The 26,683-nt window shown below is 37.5% G+C and carries 23 protein-coding genes; 8 read left to right on the top strand and 15 right to left on the bottom strand.

What is annotated here, in order from left to right; all coding sequences use genetic code 11:
- Positions 1–11: 11 nt before the first annotated feature.
- The 5 genes from pheA (at position 12) to GS400_RS09985 (ending at position 4,564) form a co-directional block, all read left to right on the top strand.
- Positions 12–860: a prephenate dehydratase gene (pheA, locus tag GS400_RS10005; protein WP_160101365.1), complete on the top strand. Its 849-nt coding sequence runs from the start codon at positions 12–14 to the stop codon at positions 858–860.
- Positions 861–1,178: 318 nt separating this feature from the next.
- Positions 1,179–2,420, top strand: coding sequence for an NAD-dependent epimerase/dehydratase family protein (locus GS400_RS10000; protein ID WP_160101363.1), 1,242 nt, complete (start codon positions 1,179–1,181; stop codon positions 2,418–2,420).
- A 122-nt stretch (positions 2,421–2,542) separates the two neighbouring features.
- Complete coding sequence (locus tag GS400_RS09995; protein ID WP_160101360.1) at positions 2,543–3,181, top strand: nitrite reductase; 639 nt, start codon at positions 2,543–2,545, stop codon at positions 3,179–3,181.
- A 203-nt stretch (positions 3,182–3,384) separates the two neighbouring features.
- Positions 3,385–4,164 carry an LAGLIDADG family homing endonuclease gene (locus tag GS400_RS09990; protein WP_160101358.1) on the top strand — a complete coding sequence of 260 codons (780 nt, stop codon included), beginning with the start codon at positions 3,385–3,387 and terminating at the stop codon, positions 4,162–4,164.
- A 22-nt stretch (positions 4,165–4,186) separates the two neighbouring features.
- Positions 4,187–4,564 (top strand): rRNA methyltransferase, encoded by a 378-nt coding sequence (locus GS400_RS09985; protein ID WP_160101357.1) that lies wholly within the window; start codon positions 4,187–4,189, stop codon positions 4,562–4,564.
- 931 nt (positions 4,565–5,495) lie between these two features.
- Here GS400_RS09985 and GS400_RS09980 read toward each other — a convergent pair.
- Complete coding sequence (locus GS400_RS09980) at positions 5,496–6,623, bottom strand: glycosyltransferase family 4 protein (RefSeq protein WP_160101355.1); 1,128 nt, start codon at positions 6,621–6,623, stop codon at positions 5,496–5,498.
- A 368-nt stretch (positions 6,624–6,991) separates the two neighbouring features.
- Positions 6,992–8,119: an NAD(P)/FAD-dependent oxidoreductase gene (locus GS400_RS09975; RefSeq protein WP_160101353.1), complete on the bottom strand. Its 1,128-nt coding sequence runs from the start codon at positions 8,117–8,119 to the stop codon at positions 6,992–6,994.
- 275 nt (positions 8,120–8,394) lie between these two features.
- Here GS400_RS09975 and GS400_RS09970 point away from each other — a divergent pair, with 275 nt between their 5' ends.
- On the top strand, positions 8,395–8,775 hold the full coding sequence (locus tag GS400_RS09970; protein WP_160101351.1) for a PadR family transcriptional regulator: 381 nt from the start codon (positions 8,395–8,397) through the stop codon (positions 8,773–8,775).
- Here the strand turns inward: GS400_RS09970 and GS400_RS09965 are convergent.
- A complete protein-coding gene (locus tag GS400_RS09965; RefSeq protein ID WP_160101349.1) occupies positions 8,769–9,623 on the bottom strand; it encodes a GNAT family N-acetyltransferase in 855 nt (284 codons plus the stop codon). The two genes, GS400_RS09970 and GS400_RS09965, sit on opposite strands and share 7 nt — an antisense overlap.
- Positions 9,624–9,743: 120 nt before the next feature.
- On the opposite strand from GS400_RS09965, the gene GS400_RS09960 reads away from it, so the two are divergent.
- Entirely contained in the window at positions 9,744–11,699 is a 1,956-nt protein-coding gene (locus GS400_RS09960; RefSeq protein ID WP_160101347.1) for an AMP-binding protein, read from the top strand.
- Between the two features lie 152 nt (positions 11,700–11,851).
- Here the strand turns inward: GS400_RS09960 and GS400_RS09955 are convergent, their stop codons facing one another.
- The 11 genes from GS400_RS09955 to GS400_RS09905 all read right to left on the bottom strand — a co-directional run bounded on the left by GS400_RS09955 (position 11,852) and on the right by GS400_RS09905 (position 22,890).
- Positions 11,852–12,139 (bottom strand): hypothetical protein, encoded by a 288-nt coding sequence (locus tag GS400_RS09955; protein ID WP_160101345.1) that lies wholly within the window; start codon positions 12,137–12,139, stop codon positions 11,852–11,854.
- 24 nt (positions 12,140–12,163) lie between these two features.
- Positions 12,164–13,618, bottom strand: coding sequence for a UDP-N-acetylmuramoyl-L-alanyl-D-glutamate--2,6-diaminopimelate ligase (locus GS400_RS09950; RefSeq protein ID WP_160101343.1), 1,455 nt, complete (start codon positions 13,616–13,618; stop codon positions 12,164–12,166).
- Between the two features lie 26 nt (positions 13,619–13,644).
- Positions 13,645–14,421, bottom strand: coding sequence for a class I SAM-dependent methyltransferase (locus GS400_RS09945; RefSeq protein WP_160101341.1), 777 nt, complete (start codon positions 14,419–14,421; stop codon positions 13,645–13,647).
- A gap of 91 nt (positions 14,422–14,512) precedes the next feature.
- Complete coding sequence (locus GS400_RS09940) at positions 14,513–16,054, bottom strand: acyl-CoA carboxylase subunit beta (RefSeq protein ID WP_160101339.1); 1,542 nt, start codon at positions 16,052–16,054, stop codon at positions 14,513–14,515.
- Positions 16,055–16,075: 21 nt separating this feature from the next.
- Complete coding sequence (locus GS400_RS09935) at positions 16,076–16,858, bottom strand: enoyl-CoA hydratase (protein WP_160101337.1); 783 nt, start codon at positions 16,856–16,858, stop codon at positions 16,076–16,078.
- Positions 16,855–17,766, bottom strand: coding sequence for a hydroxymethylglutaryl-CoA lyase (locus tag GS400_RS09930; protein ID WP_160101335.1), 912 nt, complete (start codon positions 17,764–17,766; stop codon positions 16,855–16,857). The genes GS400_RS09935 and GS400_RS09930 overlap by 4 nt, the downstream gene beginning before the upstream one ends.
- A 16-nt stretch (positions 17,767–17,782) precedes the next feature.
- Positions 17,783–17,995: an acetyl-CoA carboxylase biotin carboxyl carrier protein subunit gene (locus GS400_RS09925; protein WP_160101333.1), complete on the bottom strand. Its 213-nt coding sequence runs from the start codon at positions 17,993–17,995 to the stop codon at positions 17,783–17,785.
- Complete coding sequence (locus tag GS400_RS09920) at positions 17,992–19,344, bottom strand: acetyl-CoA carboxylase biotin carboxylase subunit (RefSeq protein ID WP_160101331.1); 1,353 nt, start codon at positions 19,342–19,344, stop codon at positions 17,992–17,994. Before GS400_RS09920 ends, GS400_RS09925 begins: the two co-directional genes overlap by 4 nt.
- Before the next feature lie 12 nt (positions 19,345–19,356).
- Positions 19,357–20,994 (bottom strand): AMP-binding protein, encoded by a 1,638-nt coding sequence (locus GS400_RS09915; protein WP_160101329.1) that lies wholly within the window; start codon positions 20,992–20,994, stop codon positions 19,357–19,359.
- Positions 20,995–21,049: 55 nt separating this feature from the next.
- On the bottom strand, positions 21,050–22,192 hold the full coding sequence (locus GS400_RS09910; protein ID WP_160101327.1) for an acyl-CoA dehydrogenase: 1,143 nt from the start codon (positions 22,190–22,192) through the stop codon (positions 21,050–21,052).
- 68 nt (positions 22,193–22,260) lie between these two features.
- On the bottom strand, positions 22,261–22,890 hold the full coding sequence (locus GS400_RS09905) for a TetR/AcrR family transcriptional regulator (protein ID WP_160101325.1): 630 nt from the start codon (positions 22,888–22,890) through the stop codon (positions 22,261–22,263).
- Between the two features lie 275 nt (positions 22,891–23,165).
- On the opposite strand from GS400_RS09905, the gene GS400_RS09900 reads away from it, so the two are divergent.
- A complete protein-coding gene (locus GS400_RS09900; protein WP_160101323.1) occupies positions 23,166–24,119 on the top strand; it encodes a nucleoside hydrolase in 954 nt (317 codons plus the stop codon).
- Between the two features lie 100 nt (positions 24,120–24,219).
- Here the strand turns inward: GS400_RS09900 and parC are convergent, their stop codons facing one another.
- Complete coding sequence (gene parC, locus GS400_RS09895; RefSeq protein WP_160101321.1) at positions 24,220–26,682, bottom strand: DNA topoisomerase IV subunit A; 2,463 nt, start codon at positions 26,680–26,682, stop codon at positions 24,220–24,222.
- Position 26,683 lies beyond the last annotated feature (1 nt).

The raw sequence follows: 26,683 nt of genomic DNA, 5'->3' as shown, positions 1-26,683 counted from the left end.
AGAGAAAAACATTGTCAAAGATAGGTTATTTAGGACCAAAAGGAACTTTTACTAACATAGCTGTAAGTCAAGCGTTTCCTAATGATGAACTAGAACCATTCAGCACAATACCTTCATGTATGGATGCTGTAAAAAATGATGAAATAAGTTTTGCAGTTCTTCCTTGGGAAAATGCTATTGAGGGCTCTGTTAACTTAACCATTGATTATTTAGTAAACCAAAAGCTAACGATCGTTGGAGAAATCATTGTACCTATAAGACAGCATTTAATGGTACATCCCCAAAATAACGATTGTTGGGAAAGCTTTGAGGCTGTTCACTCTCATTCTCATGCTATTTCACAGTGTCATCAATATTTATATAAGCATTTACCTCATGTCGAATTCTCTTATAAATCATCGACAAGCGCCGCAGCAAAACATGTAAAAGAGAACCCTGAACAAAAAATAGCAGCAATAGGAAATGAACTTGCTGCCTCCGAATATGGTTTAGATATTATTAAGCATGATATTCATGACTTTGATAATAATCATACTCGTTTTGTTATCTTGAGTAAGCAAGCAACTGATTTAGAAGTAAATAATTCCAATTATTTAGGTGATCGCACGACTTTAATGATTACATTGCCTACAGATCACTATGGTGCACTTCATCAAGTTTTATCTGCTTTTGCTTGGAGGAAACTAAACTTATCAAAAATAGAATCTCGCCCTATGAAAACAGGGCTAGGCAATTATTTCTTTATAATCGATGTAGAACTGAAATTCGATCAAGTTTTAATTCCTGGAGCTATCACAGAAATAGAGGCACTTGGCTGCAATGTGACCTTATTAGGAAGTTATCCCTACTTCGGTAAGTAAGCATAAATAAAACTTATATTAAGATCTGTCAAAAATAAGTACCGATTAGAGGTACTTATTTTTATATGAAAGAAAATACAGGTATAATGGATTTGTTTATTAATTAAATATGAACTATTAGTAAAAAGGTTGCACCACTTTGCCCCTTTAGATATGATGAAAAGTGGTTATTGAAAATGAAATAACTATAATAACTTCTATAAAATGTACATCTAGAAGTAGGATGAATGATTAAAGGGAAAATCCTTATTTGTTCTTCCCTATACATACATTTCTAAAATTAAATAAACAGACAAAATTCATAAAGGGTGTTTCAAAATGAATGTAGAAACGAATCATGTACAATCAAAGAAGATATTCGTCTTAGGAGGAGATGGTTTTTGTGGATGGCCTACAAGTCTACATCTATCTAATCTTGGGCATGAAGTGACGATCCTTGATAATCTATCTCGACGTAATATTGACAATGAACTAGAAGCAGAATCGTTAACACCTATTCAACCGATGGGTACAAGGTTAAATGTATGGGAAGAAATTTCTGGAAACAAGATTGATTTTCTTAATATTGACTTGGCTGATGAGTATGATCAATTTTTAGATGCCATTAATGAACAGCAACCAGATGTAATTGTTCATTTTGCTGAGCAACGTTCTGCTCCTTACTCAATGAAATCTCCAAAACATAAACGATATACAGTAAATAACAATATGAATGCTACTCATAACGTACTTTGTGCAATCGCGGATTCAGGATTAGATATCCACCTGGTTCACTTAGGTACTATGGGTGTTTATGGTTATGGTACAGCTGGAATGAAAATCCCTGAGGGTTACCTTGATATTGAAGTGAAAACGGAGACAGGAGAACGAGTAGAACAACAAATCCTTTATCCGACGAACCCTGGTTCTATTTATCACATGACAAAAACACAAGACCAATTACTATTCCATTATTACAATAAAAATGATAGCCTGCGCATTACAGACCTTCACCAAGGTATCGTGTGGGGGACCAATACGAAAGAAACAAAAATGGATGAACGATTAATTAATCGTTTCGATTACGACGGAGACTACGGTACTGTCTTAAATCGTTTCTTAATGCAGGCTGCTGTAGGTTATCCGATTACTGTACATGGTACTGGTGGACAAACACGTGCGTTTATCCATATCCAGGACACAGTGCGTTGCATTCAGTTAGCCATTGAGAATGCTCCGGGACGTGACGAAAGAGTAATGATCTTCAACCAGATGACAGAAACACACCGTGTGAATGACTTAGCTAAGTTAGTTAGTGAACTGACTGGTGGAGAGATCGCATATGTATCAAATCCTCGTAAAGAGGCTGCTGAGAATGATCTTCATGTTAAGAATGACTTATTCTTATCAAAAGGATTAAATCCAACGACACTAAGCACAGGCTTATTACAAGAAGTAACGGAAATTGCTGAAAAGTATGCGCATCGTGCTGATCATTCTAAGATCCCTGCTAAGAGTACATGGACAAAGGAACAACAGCCAGGTATTCCTGAGGGAGAAGAAGAGGATTTAGTTAATTAATTTCAAATAGAAGAGTATATCAAAACTCACTTGTTTAGTTGCAAGTGAGTTTTTTTATGAAGGAATATCAATTATTTTGAAGAATAGGGATATTAGGGAATTTTTATTTAGGAGGAAGAGGCATGGTAAAAGAGAAGATGGTGTCATTAGCTGTTAATGGGGGCATTCAATATGGTGGTTCTAAATTGACTGGAAAACAATTAATTGTATTAGGTAAACACCTTGATGAAGATCAGGAAGTTGAGCTCACCACTTTTCAATCCATATATATTAAGGTTCCTGAATCAAAAGTAGATCCTGTTCAAAAAGAACTACAAGAGGTTGGTTTTTCTGTCTACAAAAATGGACCTTATGTAAAAAATTTAAGGACCTGCAGCTTTTGTAAAGGAGAAGAAAAAGAGGGAATGCCAATTGCGATTGAATTGAATAAGCGCATTGCAGGTAAAGAAGTTCCATTCCCTCTACGACCATCTTATACAGGTTGTCCAAACGCTTGCGGTGAACCTTTAGTAAATGACATCGGGGTTTTAAAGCGTGGAGAAACATATGAAGTGTATATAGGAGGTCAAGCGACAGGTACAGATGCGAAAGCTGGGATGTTATTTGAGGAAGGCATGACTCCAGAACAACTATATACTTGCGTTGATCGTATTATAGAAGTGTACAAAGAGAACGGAAAGAAAAGAGAAAAATTCTCTAAATTTATCAATAGATATGGTTTCGATTCAGTAAAAAGAGATGTATGTATCATTGAAGAATGATATAAATCTTTAATTTAACTGATTTTAGAAGGGAGCTTAGTAAACTAAGCTTCTTTTTGTATGTGAGAGAAAATTTATCTTTATCTTTATTTTTAAATAAATAAGCTAATAATTGGATAAATAGAACATTCGTTCGTATAATGGAGATATATCAATAACTTTTAAAGCTTTTGTCTTAAAACTACTTACAAGGAGGGTAGATTATGCCGCGAAACCAAGGGATGACAGATGAAAAGATAATTGAGATCTATAAAAGTGGGATTTCATACAAAGAAATGGAACGGATAATTGGACTTACAAGTAACGCAATTTTAAATGTAGTCTACAAACATGGTGAAAAAGCAAATCATAAACAATATGCTGGCCAGCCAAGGAAGCATAAAGTGAACGAAGATTTCTTTAAAACCTGGACTCATGAAATGGCATGGGTATTAGGATTATTCATTACTGATGGCTGTGTTACGCGCTATAACAGCATCTCATTTGCACAAAAGGACGAAAGAATCTTGCGGTTAATAGCAAAGTATATGGATGCAGATTATGTTATTTCACCACCTGTATCAACTCGAAATACTACATCATTAATTTTAAACTCAAAAGAAATAAAAAAAGATCTCGAAGTTCTTGGTGTTGTTGCTAATAAATCTTTAACCATTGGATTCCCAAAGGTTCCAGAACGTTATTTACCATCATTTATTAGAGGAGTAATAGATGGTGATGGATGGGTTCAGAAAACCGGTTATGTAATGAACATCACTACAGGAAGTTCCTTTTTTGCAGATGGATTATTAAATGTCTTTAAAACATGGGGATTACGCTCTGAAATCACAATCGAAGAAAGTAAAAATGGTAATAAAATGTTTCGCGTTTGGGTAAAAGGGAAGTCAACACTACCACAGCTTGCAAATATTATATATAATAATGCTACAGAAAATTATGTCATATATAAGAGAGATAGAATGACTATCCATTCTGAAAGTTAAAGAATAATAAGGAGTGATTATTATGTGGAAATCAATAAATGGTCAGTTAATACACACGACAGATATTTCTAGAGTGAAATTTAGAACAAATCTTAGCAAGTCTATTATTGAACATTTAAAAGATATATCAAACGATAATGATACATATGTTAACTATTTAATCGAAACAGGCTTAGAAGAAGTTTTATCACATGGGATTATAAATTTTAGTAAAGAATCTCGTCCAAAGGATCGAGTTCAATATAAAACTACTTACGATAAAGAATTATTAGAAGAGGTAAAACAGTTTGCAAAGAAGCATAATTTAGGTGCAAATGATGTAATTGAATACAGTGTACAGTTTATTGATATTGAAAAAAGTAAGAAGAGAGATTATCAACACAGGATAGAAAAGGAGTGAAATTTGAATAAGTTATAACGCCCCGAACATAATATATATTATCAGAAGTAAAAGAAAAATAATAATTCTTTTCTCAAAAACCATGTATACTTAAGATAGTGAGATATAAAATAAAATAATATATAAGCAAAACTAATTAAATTAGTGTATCTAAGTTTTCAATACTAACCGAAGTTTTTAAACCGCATTTTATTATGATTTGATTTTAAGTAAAATAAATTTAATTTAATAATTTCATTTGCTGGATTATATTTAATACACATTCTAAGAATTCACTACGATCAATACCATATTTTGAACATCTGCTATATATTATTGATAAAAACTGTGTATTTAAGGGTTTTATTATGATGAGTCATCTTCACAACAGCCATATTTGTTTTGTATAGACGCTTTATCTTCCCCATTTCATTTTCTGTTAAAATACAAACATCCTTCTCCTATATTAAAACAGCAAATAAACCACATATAATTGTTATAACCGCAAAAAATGTGGTAATATATAAGTAAGATAAACGTATATTAAAAATGACCGTAGCTGCTACTACGGCCATCAGATAGTCGTTCCTGAAGAGGATCGGCCTCACATAAAAGTAGACCTTTCCATCACTTGGCGTTGAAGGAGGTCTACTTTTTATTTTCCATGATTTCTGAAATGATTTTGACAATCAAACTCAAAAACCCTAAGAAAAATAAACCGGACGTCAACAGAACCATAAATAGTTCATACAAGTCCATAAGGCATCACCCCCTTTCAATCGGAGGATAGCCGACCGCCCTTCAACTGGAACGATATCTGAAGCATATTATATCATACTTGTTATGGTCCTTACAGAACCTCAGTTCCCATTTTTTATCTCTTTTTTTTATTAAAAATATTTCTAAAAAAAGACTAAAACCTTAGTTTTAGCCTTTCTCATATAATTTAATTTTATTGCGCTTGCTTCATAGAAACACCAAGTAATTTTTCATAAAACTCCAATAGTTGCTCCGATGGTTTGGTCCAGCTGAATTTTTCAGCTTCCTCCCTCGCATTTTCTCGCATGCTTTGCAGCAACTCAGGATCTTCAAGCTTTTCAACTGCTGTAATGAGGCTGCTTGTATCCTCATTTTCAAATAGAAGACCTGTACGTTCGTCATCCACCTGTTCCATCGTTGGACCACTTTTAGCAGCTATAACCGGTAAACCGGAAGCCATTGCTTCTAAAATCACTAGCCCCAATGTCTCTGTGATAGATGGGAAAATAAACGCATCTGCAGATGAGAATGCTTGATTAAGTTCATCTCCGTGTAGAAATCCTGTGAATACCGTATTCGTTCCCTCGAACTTTTGCTCTAACTGTTCGCGTATTGGACCATCTCCTACAATTGCTAAGCGAACATCATTACGTTCTTCAAGTAACGGCTTCAATTTATGAATTTCCTTCTCAGGAGCTAAACGACCAACAAAAACAAGTAACTTTTTATCTGTCTCTCCGTTTGTTAAGCGTGATCGCATTTCTTGATTATAATAAGATGGATTATAGCGATCGATTGCTACACCACGCTTCCAAACATGCACGTTATTAAAGCCATGATGATCTAATTCATCTTTAACGGCTTGTGATGTACATAAATTAAGTTCAGCTTGGTTGTGTAGTCGTTTAAAGTACCACCAGAGTATTGGCTTGAATGGATATAAGTTGTAATAATCCATATATTTGGGTACATGCGTGTGATAAGAAGCAAGTAATGGGAAGTTAAGCTTTGTTGCATACTTAACTCCAGAAACCCCTAACATTGCTGGATTCACAACATGTACTAGGTCTGGTTGGTGTTTTTCTAAAAGATCTTTCACCCGTTTGTTTGGTAATGCGAACGGACGAGAACGATAAAATGGTAAGTTTGTGGCTTTAACACCCTCAATAATTGCTCCTTCGAACTCTGTCGTGCCCAAGTCTGGACAAATCACAATGACTTCATGATTATGTTTTCTCAAGTATTTTATAGCTTCAGTTAACCTTGTGACGACTCCATCTGTTGACGGGAGAAATGTCTCGGTAATAATGGCGATCTTCAAGATACATACTCCTTTGTCTCCTATTAATCCTTTAGTATTCCACTAGATAGATGAATTTACACCTTTCATGAAAGGAATCACATTTCAAAACAAAAGCTGAAGCAATAAAGATGTGCTTCAGCTTTTGTTAAAGACTCACTAGTGAAATAGGCGATCTTTAATCTTAGCATACTAATCTTAACAATAAATTTTCTTAATGAACATTCATAAATCATTAATTTTTATGTAAATATAATAAAAATTCCGTAAAGATTACAGAGATATTTTACCACAATAAAACAAAAGATCCAGTAAATATGGTTGGTATGGTATGTCTTTAGGAAACTGAACTTAATTGTTTAAGCTCAGTCACCTTCAGACATTTAGACTCATTCTTTTTTCGATTCGAATGCTGTAGAGACATCATAATCATTCAAATCAAGTTCCGTGTCTTGCCCCATTATTTGTTGAGCTAGCTGAGCTCCTAAATAAGGTCCACTTGTTAGACCAGATGCACCAAGACCATTAGCAACATAAAGCCCTTCTGTATTCGGGACGGGACCTACAATTGGTAAAAAGCCTGGTGTAAATGGTCTAAACCCTACTTTTGTTTCTACATATGTGCTTTCAGCTAAGCCAGGAGCTACTTTAAAGGCTTTATCCAAAATTTCATGAATGGCTTCAGCTGTTACTCGATTGTCGAATCCTGCTTCATCTTCATGTGTAGCACCAACTACTATTTTTCCGTCATTAAAGGTAAGCATATATTTGTTATAAGGCGGCATGAGTACAGGCCATTGACTCGTATCGGTATTTGGCATTTGTAAATGAACGATTTGAGCTTTCTGTGGTCGAACCTGAAAGTTCATTCCCATAGGTTCTAAAAGCTCCTTAGACCAAGCTCCTCCTGTTACAATGACTTGATCAGCAAAGTGATCTTCCTTATTGATCTTCACACCAGTGACAGTAGAGCCTTCAAAAATGAGTGAAGCATCCTGTTCAATAAAGGTAGCACCATTCTTTTTAGCACCACGTATGAGAGCATCTCGTAATTCTCTACCGTTCACACGTGCACCTCCACTTATATGAACAGCACCGTACTCATCAGATAATACGGGAAACAATTTTTTTGTCTCTTCCGCAGAAAGCTTTGTCACTTCCCCCATTTCTTGAGCTGTCTCAAGTCGCTGACGTGCAATTTCCATCTTCTTTTCTAGTTTTTCATCGGTATCAAATATATTAATGGCACCAACACGGGCATATCCGGTTTCAGTTTCACCCTGGTCCTCTAATTCTTGAATTAAGGTAGGATAATATTTCGCTCCACCTTTCACTAAGCGATACCATGGTTTGTTGCGTCGCTGGGTAAGCCATGGACATACAATTCCTGCAGCAGCTTCAGTAGCCTGTCCTGTATCTTTTCGATCTACTAATGTGACTTTTACGCCCTCTTTGGCTAAGTGATAGGCAGTAGATGCACCAAGAATTCCCGCGCCTATAACGATCTTTGTTTGCATATTCAAAAACACCTTTTCTATTCAGTTTTGCTTCCTTAGCTATTCTACAAGAACATAGTGATTGACTCAATTATAGTATAAGTTCATTTTTATTATTCCTAAAACGTTGTACTTTAAGCTTGTGAATAGAGACTCTACCTAAAACGAACATTTGTTCTCACCTCGTATTTTTAGCACTTTATTCTTTTAGAAAAGGGTTTCTGAGTTACTACTAAGTTCAAATGTGATAGAATTGGTAATTGAAAGAATATATACCAATGCGAGGTGAACTTTCCATGTCTCATAAAAACAATCCAAAAAAGTTTGCTCTGAATATGTCTGCAGCTCAATTTACAAAGTTTTATATTCTTCATCTGCTTCACAAACGCAACTCTATGATTAGCGAGCACTTTAAAGAAGAATTTAGTAAACTCACAGGAAACTGGCAGCCTGCCCCTTCTACTCTTCTTGACACCCTTCATGATATGCATGAGGAAGGTTTGCTTCAACGTACTGAGGATTATAAATCTCATGAAAAGAAGCGCCAGAAAGTGTATTGGTACCGTGTTACGCCTAAGGGTGAAGAAGAATTTGAAGTTTTAAAGAAACATTACAAAATGTTATTTGATGAACAGATTCATATTTTGAATAAAATTATGAAAGAAGTTTATCAATAATCTATGATCGGTATTAACTTTGCTCCACAAGCTCGTTCATAATATTCTATTGGACCTGCCTCTCCTAAAATGGCATACTCATAGCCTTTTTGTTTCATTTCTTCTAGGCAAGTATGTAAAAGTGCGTAACCAACACCTTTTGTGCGTACTTGTGGAGAGGTTCCCATTGGTCCATATACCCCTTTTTGATCACGAACAGAATCATAGCAAGCAAACCCTATTAGTTCTCCTCTGTCACGTGCAATATAAAGTGGTGGACATTCCTTTTCTAATGCGATCTGAATGGTTTTAACCCATGGATCTCCAAACCTTTCTGAAATAAAACGCAATAACTCTTCTTGATCCTTTAGTGCAGCACGCAACAATGTAATCCCTTCATCCAACATAACTTTAGGCATTTTATAATGACGTAGGCTTACAGTCATATCCCTTGGAACACTTGCAAACGAAAGGATGTCTTCTCGTATAGTGGCTGGAATTAATTTAGCTAGAATAGGGTCCTTTGTTAACATTGCATGAAATACATGGCCTTCTGTAATAAAGCTTTGATTATACCGCTTCCGCCTGTTATCCGCTTCTAATAAAACCACTTTCATAGATTCAGAAACAGTCAATTCCCCCATATTATAAGCCGCTTCTTCTTCATGTAACTGATCACCTGATTCTTTAAAATAAAATACCTTTTCCTTACCAAGGTGCTGAATCATATATATCAAGACTTCGGGACACACCCCTGTAGGCTCATATAGCAAATTAGTAAGAAGTTGATACGGATATATAGGCCCTGATTCAATTTTTTGTAAGACATCAAGTTGCTTTTGAATTTTTGGTGTGAAATGTAACTCCATTCCCATCATCTCCTAATCTGTTATTCTAGTCTCTATAATTTTTGAAGCGCTTTCACATAAATTGTATAATAGGATGTAGAACATTCTGAAAATTTATGTACTTTTATGGGAGGTCTTTCAATGTCACAGCAAGCAGTTTGGAATCCATCGCAATCTTATATTGATTCTACACGACTTTATCAATGGATGAAATCTCTGGGTTTTTCAGACTATCATACGTTCCACGAAAAGTCGATTGATGATTTAGAATGGTTTTGGGATAAAGCCGTTGAAGAGCTTGGGATAGAATGGTTTCAAGACTATGATAAAACGCTTGATTTGTCCAAAGGTGTAAAATATCCAAATTGGTTTGTTAACGGTAAGATGAATGTCACACATAATGCCGTTGATAAATGGGCTAAGCAAAAAGATACTGCAAATAAAACAGCCCTTATATGGGAAAGTGATGATGGTGGAACACGTACTTTCAGCTATAAAGAACTCCATGATGAAGTGAATCAAACAGCAGCAGGATTTCAACAATTAGGTATTCAACCAGGTGATATTATTACGATCTATATGCCAATGTTGCCTGAAACGTTATTTGCTATGCTAGCCGCTTCAAAAATAGGAGCGATCTTCTCCCCTGCTTTCTCAGGTTATAAAGCAGATGCCGTAGCCACACGTATGAATGCCGCTGAGTCCAAATACCTTATTACAGCAGACGGTTTTCATCGTAAAGGCAAAACGATACCTATGAAAGAGGAAGCTGATAAAGCTGCTTCTAAATCTTCCTCTATTGAAAGAGTCATTGTAGTTAAACGATCGGGTCGTGACATTGCGTGGAATAACGAACGTGATGTAGATTGGGATGACATTCGCAAGCCTGTAGATGATTTTAAGACACTTGAAACCAATGCTAATGACCCCTTTATGATTATTTATACATCAGGTACGACAGGAAAGCCAAAAGGTACCCTCCATACACATGCAGGCTTCCCGATTAAATCTGCGTTTGATGCAGGCGTTATGATGGATGTTAAACAAGATGATACCCTATTTTGGTACACAGATATGGGATGGATGATGGGTCCTTTTCTTGTATATGGTGGTTTGATAAATGGATCAAGTATCGTCATGTTTGAAGGAACGCCTGACTATCCAAATCCTGACCGCTTATGGCAATTGGTAGAACAACATCAAGTAACGCATTTAGGGATTGCCCCAACACTTGTTCGTACTCTTATGAAACACGGATCATCCTGGGTAGAACAACATGATATCTCTTCCTTAAAAGCCTTTGGTTCTTCAGGTGAACCGTGGAATCATGAGCCATGGATGTGGTTGTTTGAAGATGTCGGAAAGTCCCAAATTCCAATTATTAATTATTCAGGCGGAACGGAAATCTCCGGTGGGATATTCACCAACGTATTAACAAAACCGATTAGCCCTGTAACCTTTAATGCAGCTATCCCTGGTATGGATGTACATGTATATGATAAACAAGCAACGTCCGTTAAAAATGAAGTTGGAGAGTTAGTAATTACCAAGCCATGGGTAGGTATGACAAACGGCTTTTACAAAGAGAATGAACGTTATGAAAACACATACTGGAATCGTTGGCCAGATACTTGGGTTCACGGAGATTGGGTGATCCATGATGATGAAGGATATTATACGATTACAGGTCGTTCTGATGATACGTTAAACGTAGCTGGGAAGCGAACGGGTCCTGCTGAAATTGAATCCGTACTTGTCGATCATGAAGCAGTAGTTGAAGCTGGTGTAATAGGTATCCCTCATGATGTAAAAGGTGAAACACCTGTTGGATTTGTCGTATTAAAGCCAAACTATTCCGCTTCAGAAGAATTGAAGTCCTCTATCCTGAAACATGCTGTAGATGTTTTAGGTAAAGCTCTAGCATTAAAACATTTACACTTTGTAAATGATCTACCTAAGACAAGGAATGCCAAAGTTATGCGGCGTGTTATTCGTTCCGCGTACCTAAATGAAAATGCAGGAGACTTATCAGCATTAGAAAATCCAGAGACAGTTGATAAAATACGAGAATTAGGAAAACAAGAACAGCATAATTAAAAAATAGCCAGGGCCTCTATGTAAGCCCTGGCTATTATCATATTGATTAATAAATTCAGCTTAAAATTATAGGGATGCCCCTTTTTTCTATAACGATTAATAAGTAACAAAAAAGCAGATCCTACAAGATAGATTCTGCTTTTCATAAAGTATTAAGATGTACTCTCTCTATAAGGTTCATTCTTTAATGACTTCCGCTTCTTATACATCATAATTAATGGAATGATGATACATAGTGTTCCTATTCCAATTAGGAGTGCGGCGATTAGGGGAACGGTTTGTTGGGTCAGTTGATCTGTGATGGTAAATACTAAGAAACGAAAAGATTCTGTTTTTCCTGCCATTGAATCATACATTTGAATCAAATCAAAGCCTCTCATAGCGAAATAAACACCTACGAATACCGAGAGTCCAACAAAGATCATTTGCCTTGAGTTCACGTTTCGCGTTCCCTCCTAAATAGCTTACATATTTTCTTTTACTACTTGAACATCACTGAAAGGAAGTTTTTCCTCCCCAACGATTTGATAGGTTTCATTCCCTTTACCAGCGATGAGAATGATATCTTCTTTTTCAGCATTCTTCATGGCATATTGAATGGCTTTTTTACGGTCTTCGATGATGTCATATTCTTTTATCATTCCTATGCCTTTTTCAATATCTTTGATAATCGACATCGGATCTTCAGTCCTTGGATTATCTGAAGTTAAAATAATGTGGTCACACCATTTACTTGCGATTTCTCCCATTCGTGGACGTTTAGCTTCGTCTCTGTCGCCTCCACAACCGAATACCAAAATTAGTTTCCCTGCTGTATAAGGTTTAAGGTTTGATAAGACATTGTCAAGTGCATCCGGAGTATGAGCATAGTCCACCATAATGGTATATCCATCAGGTGATTGAATGGTTTGCAAACGACCATCCGGCCCTTTAATTTCTTTTAACGCAGCAAGAATCGTTTGAAGCGGTACATCAAGAGATAGGCAAGTGCTTATAGCAGCTAAAGCATTGTACACAGTAAAGCGACCTGGTATAGGAACAGTGACTTCTGTATGAACATCATGCCCAACAAGGGTAAAGGTTACACCATTCACTTGAACAGAAACGTCTTTTGCAACCCAATCAGCATCAAGGTTGTCAATGCCGTAGGTCTGACAATCTCCTTTAGAAGCCTGAATAAAATCCTCCGCATTTGCATCATCTGCATTGATAATCGACTGTGGAGCTAGTGAAAATAGCTTTAGTTTAGCTTCTTTATATCGTTCGAATGTAACATGGTCATCTAAATGTTCAGGAGATAGATTAGTAAAGATCCCAACCGTAAAGTCACAGCTATCCACACGATGAAGTTCAAGTCCCATTGAAGAGACTTCCATGACCACATCTGTTACACCTCGATCTCTCATATGACCAAAGACTTGTTGTAAATCAAAGGCCTCTGGCGTTGTAGGAGTCGTTCTTGTGGTATCAATCACTTCCTGATTCATCTGATCTCCAAGAGTGCCAATACTCCCTACATGTCGACCTGCATAGCTTAGGATAAAAGAGATCATGTGTGTGACGGACGTTTTACCGTTTGTCCCTGTAACACCTACTAGATTGAAAGATTCTGAAGGATTGTCATAAAAACGGCTAGCTATGAACGGTAAAAGTTTACGTGTACCCTTAACTTGAACGACTGTACATCCTTCTGGTATAAACTCTAAGGCTACTTTTTTCTCCACGATTATGGCTCTACAACCTTTCATTACTGCTTGAGCAATATAATCATGACCGTCATGCTTAGACCCTTCTACACAAACAAATAGAGAGTCTTGTTTCATTTTGTCGGAGTGATAAGAAATACAATCAATTGGTACTTCTATATCTCCCCAAACCACTTCATATTCAATATCACCTAATATATCGCTTAGTTTCATGTGTGTACACCTGCCTGTTTAGTTCATTACGTTGTTGGTAATTTCTCGCATAGCACCATCCATTCATCTATGGAAAATGCTTCAATGTCTTCTTGTGTTTCTTTTATTTGAAAATAATCTTTCATATGTGTATCCGCATTTCTTAAATAGGAAGATACACTCTCTTTCGTAGATTCATCCTCTACTGTACGATTCACCCAATCATGAAAATCAAACGTCTTTTTACGTGTTCGACTTTTTAACACATGCAAATGATGTTTCTTGCATAGCTTTTGCCACTCTGAAACGGGTAAACACCGCACATGACTTGTATCCCTCATATGTTCAAGGGTGTTCATAAAATCTGCTAATTCTGCTTCTTCAGGAGCAACGTTATCGATCATAATAAATTTGCCGTTTTCTTTCAATACACGACTCACTTCTCGAATAAAACTTTTTGGATTCGGAAAATGATGCGGTGCGATTCGACAAGTTACAAGATCAAAAGAATGATCTGAAAAAGGCAGTTGTTCTGCATCCGCCACTTCATAAGAGATATTCTTATATTCCGCTAGGTGAGAAGCGGTGTTTTCAAGCATCTCTTTTGTTAGATCACTTGCAACTACTTTATTTACATGCGGAGAAAAGGTTTTGGCAACATGCCCTCCTCCAGTAGCAATATCTAAAGCTTCCCAATTATTTTTGGGTGAGGCCCATTCAACCATTAATGCTAAATCTTTTCCTTTAGCATGAGTTTGACTTGTCACATATTTCTCTGCATTTTTGCTGAATGTCTCTTGAACCCGTTGTTTGGCATTTGACATTCTGTTTCCCCCTATCTCTTCATCCTCGTGCTTTCTTTTTAACGTGGAAAACCCGCATGGATAATCACACGGGTTTTTCTACTTGATGTTGTTATACCGGATAGACACCATGCTTCCGCTCTGTAAATGTAAGATTTTTCGATTCATACATTTCGAAACGTTTGATTAGTTGATCACGTAATTGAGCTGGTTCGACAATATCATCCACAATCATTTCAGATGCTAAACGGTAGATATCGATATTTTCTTTATATTCTTCCTGCTTCTCTTTTATGAATTGTGGACGTTCTTCCTCAGGTAATTCAGCAATCTTATTTGCATAAACAGCGTTTACGGCAGCTTCTGGCCCCATTACTGCAATTTGAGCACTTGGTAGGGCTATACAGCAATCTGGTTCAAATGCTGGACCTGCCATTGCATAAAGACCTGCGCCATACGCTTTACGTACAACTACGGAGATCTTTGGTACAGATGCTTCACTCATTGCCGAAATCATTTTTGCACCGTGACGAATGATTCCTGCTTTCTCTACACGAGTACCAATCATAAATCCTGGGATATCTGCAAGGAATAGAAGCGGGATATGGAAAGCATCACATAGATTAATAAACTTTGCTGCTTTATCTGCAGAGTCGTGGAATAATACGCCACCTTTTTGTTTTGGTTGGTTAGCAATAATTCCTACAGGTTTACCATCAATACGTGCTAACCCTGTAATAAGTTCTTTCGCAAAACGACGTTTGATCTCACAGAAGGAATCTTCATCAATTAAATGATCAATAAAGTCATACATATTGAATGGAGCGTTTTGGTTTTCAGGAATCAGCTCTTCAATCGATTTATCATGAGGTTTGATTGGATGGGCTTCATAGGTTTTTGGCTTTTCTTTATAGTTTTGAGGGAAGTAGGTTAAGTATTTACGAGCATACTCAATCGCTTCCTCTTCTGATTTTGCCAATACATCACCACAGCCTGACTCAGAGCAATGCATCCTTGCTCCGCCCATTTCTTCAAGGCTCACTTTTTCCCCAATAACTTTCTCAGCCATACGAGGGGATCCAAGATACATCGATGCATTTCCATCTACCATAACTACGATGTCACAGAAGGCTGGGATGTAAGCACCACCCGCTGCAGATGGACCAAATAGGAGACAAATTTGAGGTACGCGACCTGATAGTTTGACTTGATTGTAAAAAATGCGTCCTGCACCACGGCGATTAGGGAACATTTCAATTTGATCTGTAATTCGTGCACCTGCAGAGTCGACAAGATAAAGCATAGGTACCTCAAGTTTGAGAGCGGTTTCTTGAATGCGGATAATTTTTTCTACAGTTCTTGCTCCCCAGGAACCTGCTTTTACTGTAGAGTCGTTGGCCATAACACAGACCGTCTCACCGTTAATTTTCCCCATACCTGTTACAACACCATCAGCAGGTAGACCTTCTGCTTGGTTATTTGCAAAGAAGGCATCTTCAATTTCAACGCCATCATCAAAAAGAAGCTCAAGACGTTTGCGTGCAAAAAGTTTACCTTTTTCTTCGTTCTTTTTGTGGTATTTTTCACCGCCGCCTTTTTTGATTTTTTCAACGCGTTCTTTAAATGCTTGTTCTAACGTTTGATCAACTGACATCATAATACCTCCTTTTAATCTTTACTGACCTTTATATTTGGGTTTTCGTTTCTCTTTAAACGCCTTTAAGCCTTCTAAACGATCTTCAGTAGGGATCGTAACAGCATAACTCATGGATTCGATTTGTAGACCTGTTTCTAAATCGACATGAAAGCCTTTGTTAATCGCTTGCTTTGCTTGTCGTAAGGCGACTGGGGCGTTGGATGCGATAGAACGAGCTAATTTTAGTGCTTCATCTAATAGGGATTGGGATGAAGAAACTCGTTCTACTAAGCCAATTGTGAAGGCTTCTTCAGCATTAACCCGCTTAGCAGCGTATATCATTTCTTTGGCTTTTCCGAGTCCTATTAGTCTAGGAAGACGTTGTGTTCCTCCTGCACCTGGAATGATGCCTAAAGAAGTTTCAGTGAGACCAAATTTAGCATGATCAGCCGCTACTCGAAGATCACATGCTAGAGCAAGCTCTAATCCGCCTCCAAATGCTACTCCATTAATAGCACAAATGACCGGGCTTTTAATGTTTTCAACCGCATGTACGGTTTGGCCAATCTTATGTACGGTTTGTACAACTTCATCATCCGTCATGCCAGCACGTTCTTTTAAATCGGCACCAGCACAGAAAGCTTTCTCTCCAGAAGCGGTAATGATTGTTGCACGTATATCCTTTTGTTTGTTTACATGTTCCACTACATTTGTTAAATCATCTAACAGTTGTAAGGAAAAGGCGTTTGCGGCTTCGGGCCGGTCTAATGTGATTAGAGCTATTGTTTCTTCGATTAATTGATATTGTACAGTTTCGGTCATGTCACATCGCCTCCTTTGTAAGCAATTTGCATGTGGTGACTCGGTAATGGTTTATCCATTTTGTCTTGTATAAAAGAACCTGCCCTCATTAATTTATCCTGATCAATTCCGGTATCAATGTTCATTCCCTTTAACATATAAAGAAGGTCATCAGTCGCTAGGTTACCTGATGCACCTTTAGCATATGGGCACCCTCCAAGACCTCCTAATGCACTATCAAACGTAGTAAAGCCTAGTTGTAAGGAAGTAAGGACGTTAGCAAGTGCTGTTCCTCTTGTATTATGAAAGTGTAAGGCTAATTGATCTTTTGGAAAGTCCTTACTCAGTGTTTCGAGGACATGCTGTACCTGAAGAGGATTTGCTACACCTATTGTGTCACCAATAGAAAGCTCATCAATCCCCATCGAAAACAGCTGATCACAGACCTTTTGAACATTTTCTAAAGGTACCGGTCCATCATATGGGCATCCAAATACAGTAGAAATATAACCGCGAACAGATTTATTCTCTGCTTTAGCCCCCTCGACAACTTCCTGTAAAACAGGGAAGGTTTCATCAATAGACTTATTAATATTCTTTTTGTTATGGGATTCTGAAGCGGACATGAATATCGACACTTCATCAACATCTGCCTCAAGTGCTCGTTCCAAACCTTTCATGTTTGGAACAAGCGTGGCATATGTTACTTCAGGATTTCGCTTTATACCTTTCGCTACCTCTAGGGCATCTCCTAATTGAGGAATCCACTTAGGGTGCACAAAAGATGAAATTTCAATATAAGATAATCCCGTATCAGATAAATGATTAATCCATTCTATTTTCTCTTCAGTTGGTATCATTTCTTTTTCATTTTGAAGGCCATCGCGTGGACCGACTTCTTTTATGGTTACGTTCTGTGGTAGTTGCATGTGATCCCTCCTAAAACTATTCTAAGATCGCTACAACGTCTCCTTCGTTTACGAAATCGCCTTCCTTAACCTTTAATTCTTTCACAGTACCATCATCTTCAGTAGCAATTGGGATTTCCATTTTCATAGATTCTAAAATAAGAAGATCTTGACCATCCTCTACTTCTTCCCCTTCTTTAACGACAATTTTCCATACACTTCCTGCCATGTTTGCTTTTACTTCGATCATTTTGCTTCCTCCTTCAAGTAGTAAGACTGAATAAAGTGTGTGTTTGTATTACCTCGTTTAAATGCATCGTGTTTTAGTACATCGAGAAGCATCGGAATATTCGTCTTGATGCCTTCAATGGTATAGTTTTCAAGTGCATAAATCATGCGTTCAATAGCTTCATCTCGAGTTTCTGCCCAAGTGATACACTTTGCGATCATAGGATCATAGAATGGGGAAACCATTGATTCTTTATGAACACCCACTTCATGACGAATAGAATCGCCATATGGAAGTTCTAAGTTTGTCATTTGACCTGGAGCGGGATAGAATGTTTTCGGATCCTCAGCATATACACGAACTTCAATAGCGTGGCCATGCATGGTAAGTTCCTCTTGCTTATAGCGTAAAGAATCTCCATTAGCAATACGAAGTTGTTCATGAACAAGATCAAACCCCGTAATTTCCTCTGTTACAGGATGCTCAACCTGGAGCCTAGTGTTCATTTCAAGGAAATAGAAGTTTTGGTCTTCGTCCACTAGAAACTCAATCGTTCCAGCGTTTTTGTAACCAATAGCTTTAGCTGCTTTAACAGCTGCATTTCCCATTTTGTTTCGAGTTTCTTGAGAAATGAATGGAGATGGTGCTTCTTCAACAACTTTTTGATGACGACGTTGAATGGAGCACTCACGTTCAAACAAGTGAATTGTATTTCCCTCTTGATCAGCTAACACCTGAATTTCAACGTGATGTGGGTCGACAATTTTCTTTTCTAAGAACATTGTTCCATCACCGAAAAACATTTGAGCTCGCTTCGAGTTACTTTCGAAGGCCTTAGCTAATTCCTCATCATTATGAACGATTTGCATACCGATGCCACCACCGCCAGATGATGCTTTAAGCATGACAGGATATCCAATATCCTTAGCAGCTTTCTTGGCTTCATCCACATCAGCTACAGCGGATTCAGTCCCTGGAATTACAGGTACACCGGCCTCTTTCATGGTTTGACGTGCCTCTACCTTACTTCCCATTTTGGACATAACCTCAGGTGAAGGACCAATAAAGGTGATCCCTTCTTGTTCAATTCGGTTAGCAAAATCGCCATTCTCACTTAAAAGACCATATCCTGGGTGAATCGCTTCAACTTCAGCTTCTTTAGCTATTTCAAGGATCTTATCGATATTTAGATAGCTCTCATGAACGCGAGTACCTCCAAGAGGATAGCTTTCATCGGCTTCACTCACAAAGGGACTATCAGCATCAGGATCTGAATACACTGCTACAGATTGAATGCCAAGTTTTTTGCAAGTACGGATAATACGTGATGCAATTTCACCTCTATTTGCAATCAAGATCTTGTTAAACATAACGAACGCTCCTTATTTTGATTGAATCGTATTTTTTGCATCTTCTCGTAATTTGAACTTCTGAATTTTCCCACTCGCTGTCATTGGGTACTCATCCGTAAATCGAACATAGCGAGGGATCTTATGATGGGATATTTGTCCTTTACAAAATGCATAAATATCTTCCTCTGTTATTGAAGAAGTTTCTTTTGGTATGATCCAGGCCATGAGTTCTTCCCCATATTTTTCATCAGGAACGCCTACGACTTGAACATCTAAAATATCCTCATGCTGATACAAAAACTCTTCTACTTCTCGAGGGTAAATGTTTTCCCCTCCACGAATAACCATATCTTTCATACGACCTGTGATTTCAATATAACCTTGTTCATCCATCGTTGCGATGTCACCTGTATGAAGCCAGCCTTCTTCATCAATGGCTGTGTAAGTAGCTTCTTTATTTTTATAATACCCTTCCATAACAAGGTAACCTCTTGTACAAAGTTCACCAGGAGTTCCCGTAGGTACCTCCTCGTTAGTAGCCGGATCAATAACTTTCACCTCTACATGTGGATGGGCTTTACCGACTGAACTAACTCGTAACTCTATTGGATCGTCAGTCCGAGTTTGTGTAATGACTGGAGAAGATTCAGTCTGTCCATAAGCAATCGTGATCTCCTCAGCACCCATTTTATTTATGACGTTTTTCATAACTTCCATCGGGCAAGTAGATCCTGCCATAATACCCGTTCGCAGATGTTGATAGCCGTTTTCTTTGAATTCAGGATGATTTAGTTCTGCAATAAACATGGTAGGTACACCATGTAATCCTGTGCACTTTTCTTGTTCAACAGCATGAAGCACTTTTTCTGGGTCAAACTGTTCAAGGATGACCATTGTTGCTCCTTTAGAAACTGCAGCCATCGTACCTAATACACACCCGAAACAATGGAAGAATGGAACTGGAATACATAAGCGGTCTTCGTTCGTAAGCTCCATGCAATCTGCAACCTGATTTCCATTATTAACAATGTTGTAATGGGAAAGCATAACTCCTTTAGGAAACCCAGTTGTTCCAGAGGTATATTGCATATTAATGACGTCTTTATAATTCAATTCTTGATGACGTTGCTTAAGCTGGTCATCACTTATTGTTTCACCTTGATCCATGACTTCTTGCCAGGAATACATGTTTTCGTATTCCTCATCGCTCAATACGATAATATTCTTTAAGTACGGTAGATTTTGAACTTCAAGTTTCCCTTTATCATGGGAATCAATTTCAGGGCAAACTTCACGAAGAACCTCTATGTATGAGGTTTGTTTAAAACTTTCAGCTAAAATTAGCGTTGTAGCATCAGATTGCTTTAATAGATATTCAAGTTCTTTTGCCTGATAGTTGGTATTTACAGTGACCAATACGGCACCCATTTTCCCTGTTGCAAATTGAGAGATTAGCCATTCAGGTTTGTTATCTGACCAAATCGCTACATGCTCTCCTTTTTCAATTCCTAAAGCCATAAATCCTTTTGCAGCTTCATTGACCATGTCATCAAATTCCTGATACGTCTTACGTAACCCTAGTTCTGGATAGACAAACGCTTCTTGATCTGGATATAAACGCACTTTCTCTTCCAATAACTCTCCAACGGTTAACTGTAACAGTGACATCGGCACCCTCCTAAGGAATCTTATAAAATGGACTTTTAAATAACGAGCATTAAATCTAGCAACCTAGTTGGCGGCTAATCACAAGGCGTTGAATTTCTGATGTACCTTCACCAATTTCAAGTAGTTTAGCATCTCTAAGGTAGCGCTCAACTTCATATTCACGCATGTAGCCATAACCACCATGAATTTGAATCGCCTGGTTTGCTGATCGGAAAGCGGTTTCAGAAGCGAACAACTTCGCATATGCAGATTCTTTAGAAAAATTCTTTCCTTGATCTTTTAACCATGCAGCTTTTAGTACCATATTGCGAGCGAGTTCTACTTCCATTGCCATATCCGCAAGCTTGAATTGAATGGCCTGGAAATTTGAAATGGTTTTACCGAATTGCTTACGTTCTTTAGCATAAGCGAGTGCTTTATCAAGAGATGCTTGAGCAATACCAACGGCTAGCGCACCAATTGAGATACGTCCTCCATCCAATGTGTAAAGAAACTGATTAAAGCCTTTTTTCTCGTCTCCTAAAATATTCTCTTTTGGAACCCGAACATCCTCCAAAATAATTTCACAAGTATTCGATGCACGAACACCCATCTTGTCATAATTACTGGTTATGGTTAGCCCTGGTGTATCTTTAGGAACGATAAATGCTGAGATGATGTTTTTACCTTTTTCATTCTTCCCTGTTACTGCAGTAACGGTAATGGAACGGGAGTATTCAGCATTTGTGATCCAACACTTTTCGCCATTAATGACGTATTCATCTCCGTCAAGAACGGCCTTTGTTTGTGTTCCACCTGCGTCCGACCCAGCGTTTGGTTCTGTTAAGCCGAATGCGGCTAGACCTTCACCTTTTGCTAGCGGAACTAACCATTCTTGTTTTTGTTCCTCAGTACCAAAGTAGTAAATAGGGCTAGAACCTAGTGAAACAGCTGCAGCGTAGCTAAGCCCTGTACCCCCACAAACGCGTCCAATTTCTTCAACTGCAAGGGCGTATGTTACAGTGTCTCCACCAGAGCCTCCATATTCTTCAGGGAACGGAATACCTAAAAGACCTAATTTACCCATCTCATCGAAAATATCCTTTGGAAATTCAGAGTTAATATCCATTTCTACAGCACGTGGAGCAATCTTCTCCTGAGCAAAATCTCGTACCATCTTTCTTGTCATTTCTTGTTCTTTTGTTAAAGAAAAATCCATATCGTTTCTCCCCTTTATATTGTAGATACCGACTGGTTGGTCGGTGCTAACCAAATAAAAAATACTTCCTAGCTATTCATTTTTGTTTGAAGAAAGAAATCATTATAACGATCTTGTTGTAAGGTTTCTCCAGTAAGGACGGAATGAAGAATTAAATCGACAAAAACATGAGAGATTTCCTCAATATCTTTCTCTCCATTTTTTCGATACCATTTATACGTCCAGTTCACCATGCCTAGCACAGCCATACCAGTTATTTCGACTGGTAGTATAGAACGGAATTCTCCTTTGTCTTGCCCTTCTTGTAGTACCTCAAAAATGTTTTGCTTAAATTGATCTCGTTTCTTTTTAATCAGTTCTTCATAGTCAGGTTTTAGATATGTGCTTTCTTGGTAGAATACAGAAATGTGTGGTTTGTATAAGTCAAATACTTTTACAAAGGATTCTATGATGGCTTGTAATTTCTCAGTTGGATTGTTGTAGGTTTGTTTTGCTTGATTGGCTTTCTCTAATACATATGTAATAAACGTATCATGTATCACATACAAGAGTTCATCTTTAGAGTGAAAATAGTGATAAAAGCCTCCTTTAGATGCTCCACAGTGCTCTACAATTTGATTAATAGATACACCATGGTATCCATGTTTTTCAAATAACTCTAAGGATGATTGAATGATTCGTTCTTTTAGATCCGTCATACATCATCTCCTCATCATGTGACAGCGCTTTCACCAATTTGTAGATAATTTTATCATAAATTTCTGAAAATACAAATGATTCATTAAAATATAGATTTATTGGACTATAAGCTGTATGATTAAATGTTTTTTGCATTTCTTTTTTTATATTCGGAGTTACTACTAAGTATTGGTGAAATATTAGGCTTCTTGTAGTAATTTAAGAAGATGATGTATATTGGAAATGAATTGTAAATAGACTATGATCATACGTCTTTGGTCAAAGGAGGTTGTGTATGCCTAAAAAGGTGTTGTTTTTTGGAGATTTTGGAGTAGATGATGTTTTTGCTTTACTCTACGCAAATTTCAAAGAAGATATAGAAGTAGTTGGTGTTGTTACAGGGTATGGTAATATCCCGAGGAAAAATGCTGAACAAAATGCTTTATTCCTTCGAGCACTCACACAAGCTGAAGGGAAACTTTCTATAATTCAAGGTGCTTACCACCCTTATACTGGGGTTTATCCAGAATACTTTCCTGAAATTCACGGAGAATATGGCCTTGGTCCATGGGAGCCTGATACACAGTCCATTAAAGACTTTACCATCGACAATTATGAAAAAGCAATTGATTTAATCTTAGAGAACAAAAATGATATAACCATCGTTAATATAGGTCGATTATCTTCATTAGCTACTTTATTTGTTGTTTATCCTGACGTTAGTGACCTGGTAAACGATATCTATATTATGGGTGGTGCCTTCTTTTATCCTGGTAATGTGACTCCTGTTGCGGAAGCAAATATTTACGGAGATCCCTATGCAGCAAACCTGGTACTTACATTAGCAGACAACGTAAAGATTTTCCCTTTAAATGTTACAAGTCAGGCAATATTAACAAAATCTATGATTAAATATATGGGGGAAAACTGCAAAAACGAAGCTATAGGAAATATTTTATCCCCTATGTTTGAACACTATTTTGCTTTTTACCAGAAAAAATCTTCTGTACCAATCCAAGGTGTACCTATTCATGATTTACTACCTTTCTGGGCTATGATGAATGGGAATGAGGTTATTTATCAAAAAGCTCCAGTAAAAGTGGTTACAGATGAAGGGGTCGCTTTTGGTCAGAGTATTGCGGATTTCCGACAAATCAAAGAAAAGGAAGATTATCCAATTCATAGCATTGCGAATCAATTTGATTATTCTGCCTATACGCAGGATGTAATGGATACGTTTACTTTTTAATTCTTTAGAAAGTACATCATGCCTAACGTACGATTTCTAATTATAAATTCAGCCCAGAGCATAATGTTAGGCTCTGGGCTTTTTAGTTTACATAATTATATTATTGTGAATCTCCATCTTCTCCATCATCAAATACTTTCTCATAATCTTTTGCTTTCCAAAGCTTGATGACTTCACCTGTTTCATCTGTATCAATCACAAACGATCCATTACTGTAACGATCGCTTGGTTTTAGCTTAAGTGGCATAAATTCATCTACTGTACCGCTTTCTGTTTCAAAATAAAGTATATCTTCATCATGAACAATTTCTATGCCTGCGACACGGTGAGGATTTCGTTTCAACTCTCTGAGCATGACTACGCCTTTCTTCGCTCGAGAAGACTTTTCGAACTCCTTCAATTTCATTCGTTTTACTGCTCCACGCTGTGTAATTAATACAAGAGATGGATCTGTTAAATCACCAAACACTTTTCCACCTACGACCCACTCATCATCTTTCAATTGCATAGCTTTCACACCTGCAGCTCGTTGACCAATCGGTTTAACTTCAGATTCGTGATACCACAATCCATACCCCTTATTGGAAGCAAGGAATACATCACAGTGGCCATCTGTTATATGAACATCAACCAGCTCGTCTTCACCCTTGATGTTTATCCCTACTAGAGGCTTGGAGTAGCGTTGTGCTTGATATAAACCTAACTCGCTTCGTTTAATCATACCATTTTTCGTTACAAACATAAGGTACTTCTCTTCAGAGAAATCACGAATAGGAATAGCACGGATGAGATGCTCATCTTTATCAATCGTTATGATATTTGCTACATGCTGTCCGAGATCCTTCCAACGGATATCTGGCAGCTCGTGAACCGGTAAGAATAAGTAATTTCCTTTGTTCGTGAATAAAAGAAGTGTATCGGTTGTATTGATTTCAAATAAGCCTAGTAAATGGTCTCCATCCTTCATAGCGAAGTCTGCTCCATTTGAGGCTGCATATGAACGAAGACTCGTGCGTTTTGTGTACCCTTCCTTCGTTACCGAAACCAATACATCTTCACTAGGTACTGTAACCTCTAAATTAATCTTAAGTTCTTCCACTTTCTCTTCAATCTTGGTTTTACGAGATGTTGAGTACTGCTTTTTAATTGAGCGAAGATCTTTCTTGATTACGTTTAGAAGCTTATTTTCATTATTTAAGATGGTTTCAAGCTCCTCAATCTTTTGCTTTAACTCTTCAGACTCTTTTTCAAGAGATGTAATGTCTGTGTTCGTTAAACGATACAATTGAAGATTTACAATAGCTTCTGCTTGAGCATCTGTAAAACCAAAGGCATTCATAATTTGTTTCTTCGCATCTTGCTTGTCTTTAGAAGCTCGGATTGTAGAAATAACATCATCCAAAATGGATATAGCCTTCATAAGACCTTCAACAATATGAGCACGTTCTTTCGCTTTACGTAAATCATGTTGAGATTGACGTGTAACAACTTCACGCTGGTGTGAAATATAAGAGTCTAAAATAGATTGAAGACTTAACAGCTTAGGTGTTTTATCCTGAATGGCTACCATATTGAAGTTGTAATTAATCTGTAAATCCGTAGCTTTATATAAAAAGTTTAGTACGCCTTCACTATCAGCATTTTTCTTAAGTTCAACTACGATTCGAAGGCCTGTGCGATCTGTTTCATCACGCACTTCTGCAATGCCTTCTACTTTTTTATCTAGGCGTAACTCGTCCATTTTCTTTACTAGCGTCGCTTTATTGACTTCAAATGGAATCTCGTCAATGACAATTTGCTGTCGATTCCCTTTTATATCTTCAATTGCGGCACGTGCACGAACGAATATTTTACCTTTACCTGTTTCATAAGCTTGCTTAATTCCTTCAACACCTTGGATAATACCGCCTGTTGGAAAATCAGGTCCCTTTATCGCTGTCATTAAGTCATCAACCGTTACATTAGGTTTATCAATTTTCATGATAACAGCATCAATGACTTCCTCAAGGTTATGAGGTGGAATCTCAGTCGCATAACCTGCTGAAATACCCGTAGAGCCATTTACTAAAAGGTTTGGAAACTTTGCGGGAAGTACTACAGGTTCTTGGATCGTATCATCAAAGTTTGGAATAAAATCTACGGTCTCTTTATCAATATCTCGAAGTAGTTGTGATGAAATACTCGAAAGTCTTGCTTCAGTATAACGCATGGCAGCCGGGGGATCTCCATCGACACTACCATTGTTTCCGTGCATTTCTACTAAACCATTACGTACCTTCCAATCCTGACTTAGACGGACCATGGCATCATATACGGATGTATCACCGTGGGGGTGATAGTTACCAATCACCGTACCAACAGTTTTAGCAGATTTACGGTAAGGTTTATCATGTGTATTTCGTTCCTGATCCATTGCATAAAGAATTCTGCGTTGTACAGGTTTAAGACCGTCTCTTACATCAGGAAGAGCACGGTCTTGAATAATATATTTACTATAACGTCCAAAACGATCGCCTAATACTTCTTCTAAAGGCAGATCCATATATTTTTCTGTTTCAGCCAAA

The sequence above is a fragment of the Pontibacillus sp. HMF3514 genome (genome assembly GCF_009858175.1).
Classification (GTDB): domain Bacteria; phylum Bacillota; class Bacilli; order Bacillales; family BH030062; genus Pontibacillus.
This window is presented reverse-complemented; position numbering and strand designations above follow the sequence as displayed.

What these genes read in the sequence shown, in the direction of transcription:
- GS400_RS10000 (WP_160101363.1), top strand. Translation starts at nt 1,179, where the DNA reads ATGAATGTAGAAACGAATCATGTACAATCAAAGAAGATATTCGTCTTA.
- GS400_RS09995 (WP_160101360.1), top strand. Translation starts at nt 2,543, where the DNA reads ATGGTAAAAGAGAAGATGGTGTCATTAGCTGTTAATGGGGGCATTCAA.
- GS400_RS09990 (WP_160101358.1), top strand. Translation starts at nt 3,385, where the DNA reads ATGCCGCGAAACCAAGGGATGACAGATGAAAAGATAATTGAGATCTAT.
- GS400_RS09985 (WP_160101357.1), top strand. Translation starts at nt 4,187, where the DNA reads ATGTGGAAATCAATAAATGGTCAGTTAATACACACGACAGATATTTCT.
- GS400_RS09975 (WP_160101353.1), bottom strand. Translation starts at nt 8,119, where the DNA reads ATGCAAACAAAGATCGTTATAGGCGCGGGAATTCTTGGTGCATCTACT.
- GS400_RS09970 (WP_160101351.1), top strand. Translation starts at nt 8,395, where the DNA reads ATGTCTCATAAAAACAATCCAAAAAAGTTTGCTCTGAATATGTCTGCA.
- GS400_RS09965 (WP_160101349.1), bottom strand. Translation starts at nt 9,623, where the DNA reads ATGGAGTTACATTTCACACCAAAAATTCAAAAGCAACTTGATGTCTTA.
- GS400_RS09960 (WP_160101347.1), top strand. Translation starts at nt 9,744, where the DNA reads ATGTCACAGCAAGCAGTTTGGAATCCATCGCAATCTTATATTGATTCT.
- GS400_RS09950 (WP_160101343.1), bottom strand. Translation starts at nt 13,618, where the DNA reads ATGAAACTAAGCGATATATTAGGTGATATTGAATATGAAGTGGTTTGG.
- GS400_RS09945 (WP_160101341.1), bottom strand. Translation starts at nt 14,421, where the DNA reads ATGTCAAATGCCAAACAACGGGTTCAAGAGACATTCAGCAAAAATGCA.
- GS400_RS09940 (WP_160101339.1), bottom strand. Translation starts at nt 16,054, where the DNA reads ATGTCAGTTGATCAAACGTTAGAACAAGCATTTAAAGAACGCGTTGAA.
- GS400_RS09935 (WP_160101337.1), bottom strand. Translation starts at nt 16,858, where the DNA reads ATGACCGAAACTGTACAATATCAATTAATCGAAGAAACAATAGCTCTA.
- GS400_RS09930 (WP_160101335.1), bottom strand. Translation starts at nt 17,766, where the DNA reads ATGCAACTACCACAGAACGTAACCATAAAAGAAGTCGGTCCACGCGAT.
- GS400_RS09925 (WP_160101333.1), bottom strand. Translation starts at nt 17,995, where the DNA reads ATGATCGAAGTAAAAGCAAACATGGCAGGAAGTGTATGGAAAATTGTC.
- GS400_RS09920 (WP_160101331.1), bottom strand. Translation starts at nt 19,344, where the DNA reads ATGTTTAACAAGATCTTGATTGCAAATAGAGGTGAAATTGCATCACGT.
- GS400_RS09915 (WP_160101329.1), bottom strand. Translation starts at nt 20,994, where the DNA reads ATGTCACTGTTACAGTTAACCGTTGGAGAGTTATTGGAAGAGAAAGTG.
- GS400_RS09910 (WP_160101327.1), bottom strand. Translation starts at nt 22,192, where the DNA reads ATGGATTTTTCTTTAACAAAAGAACAAGAAATGACAAGAAAGATGGTA.
- GS400_RS09905 (WP_160101325.1), bottom strand. Translation starts at nt 22,890, where the DNA reads ATGACGGATCTAAAAGAACGAATCATTCAATCATCCTTAGAGTTATTT.
- GS400_RS09900 (WP_160101323.1), top strand. Translation starts at nt 23,166, where the DNA reads ATGCCTAAAAAGGTGTTGTTTTTTGGAGATTTTGGAGTAGATGATGTT.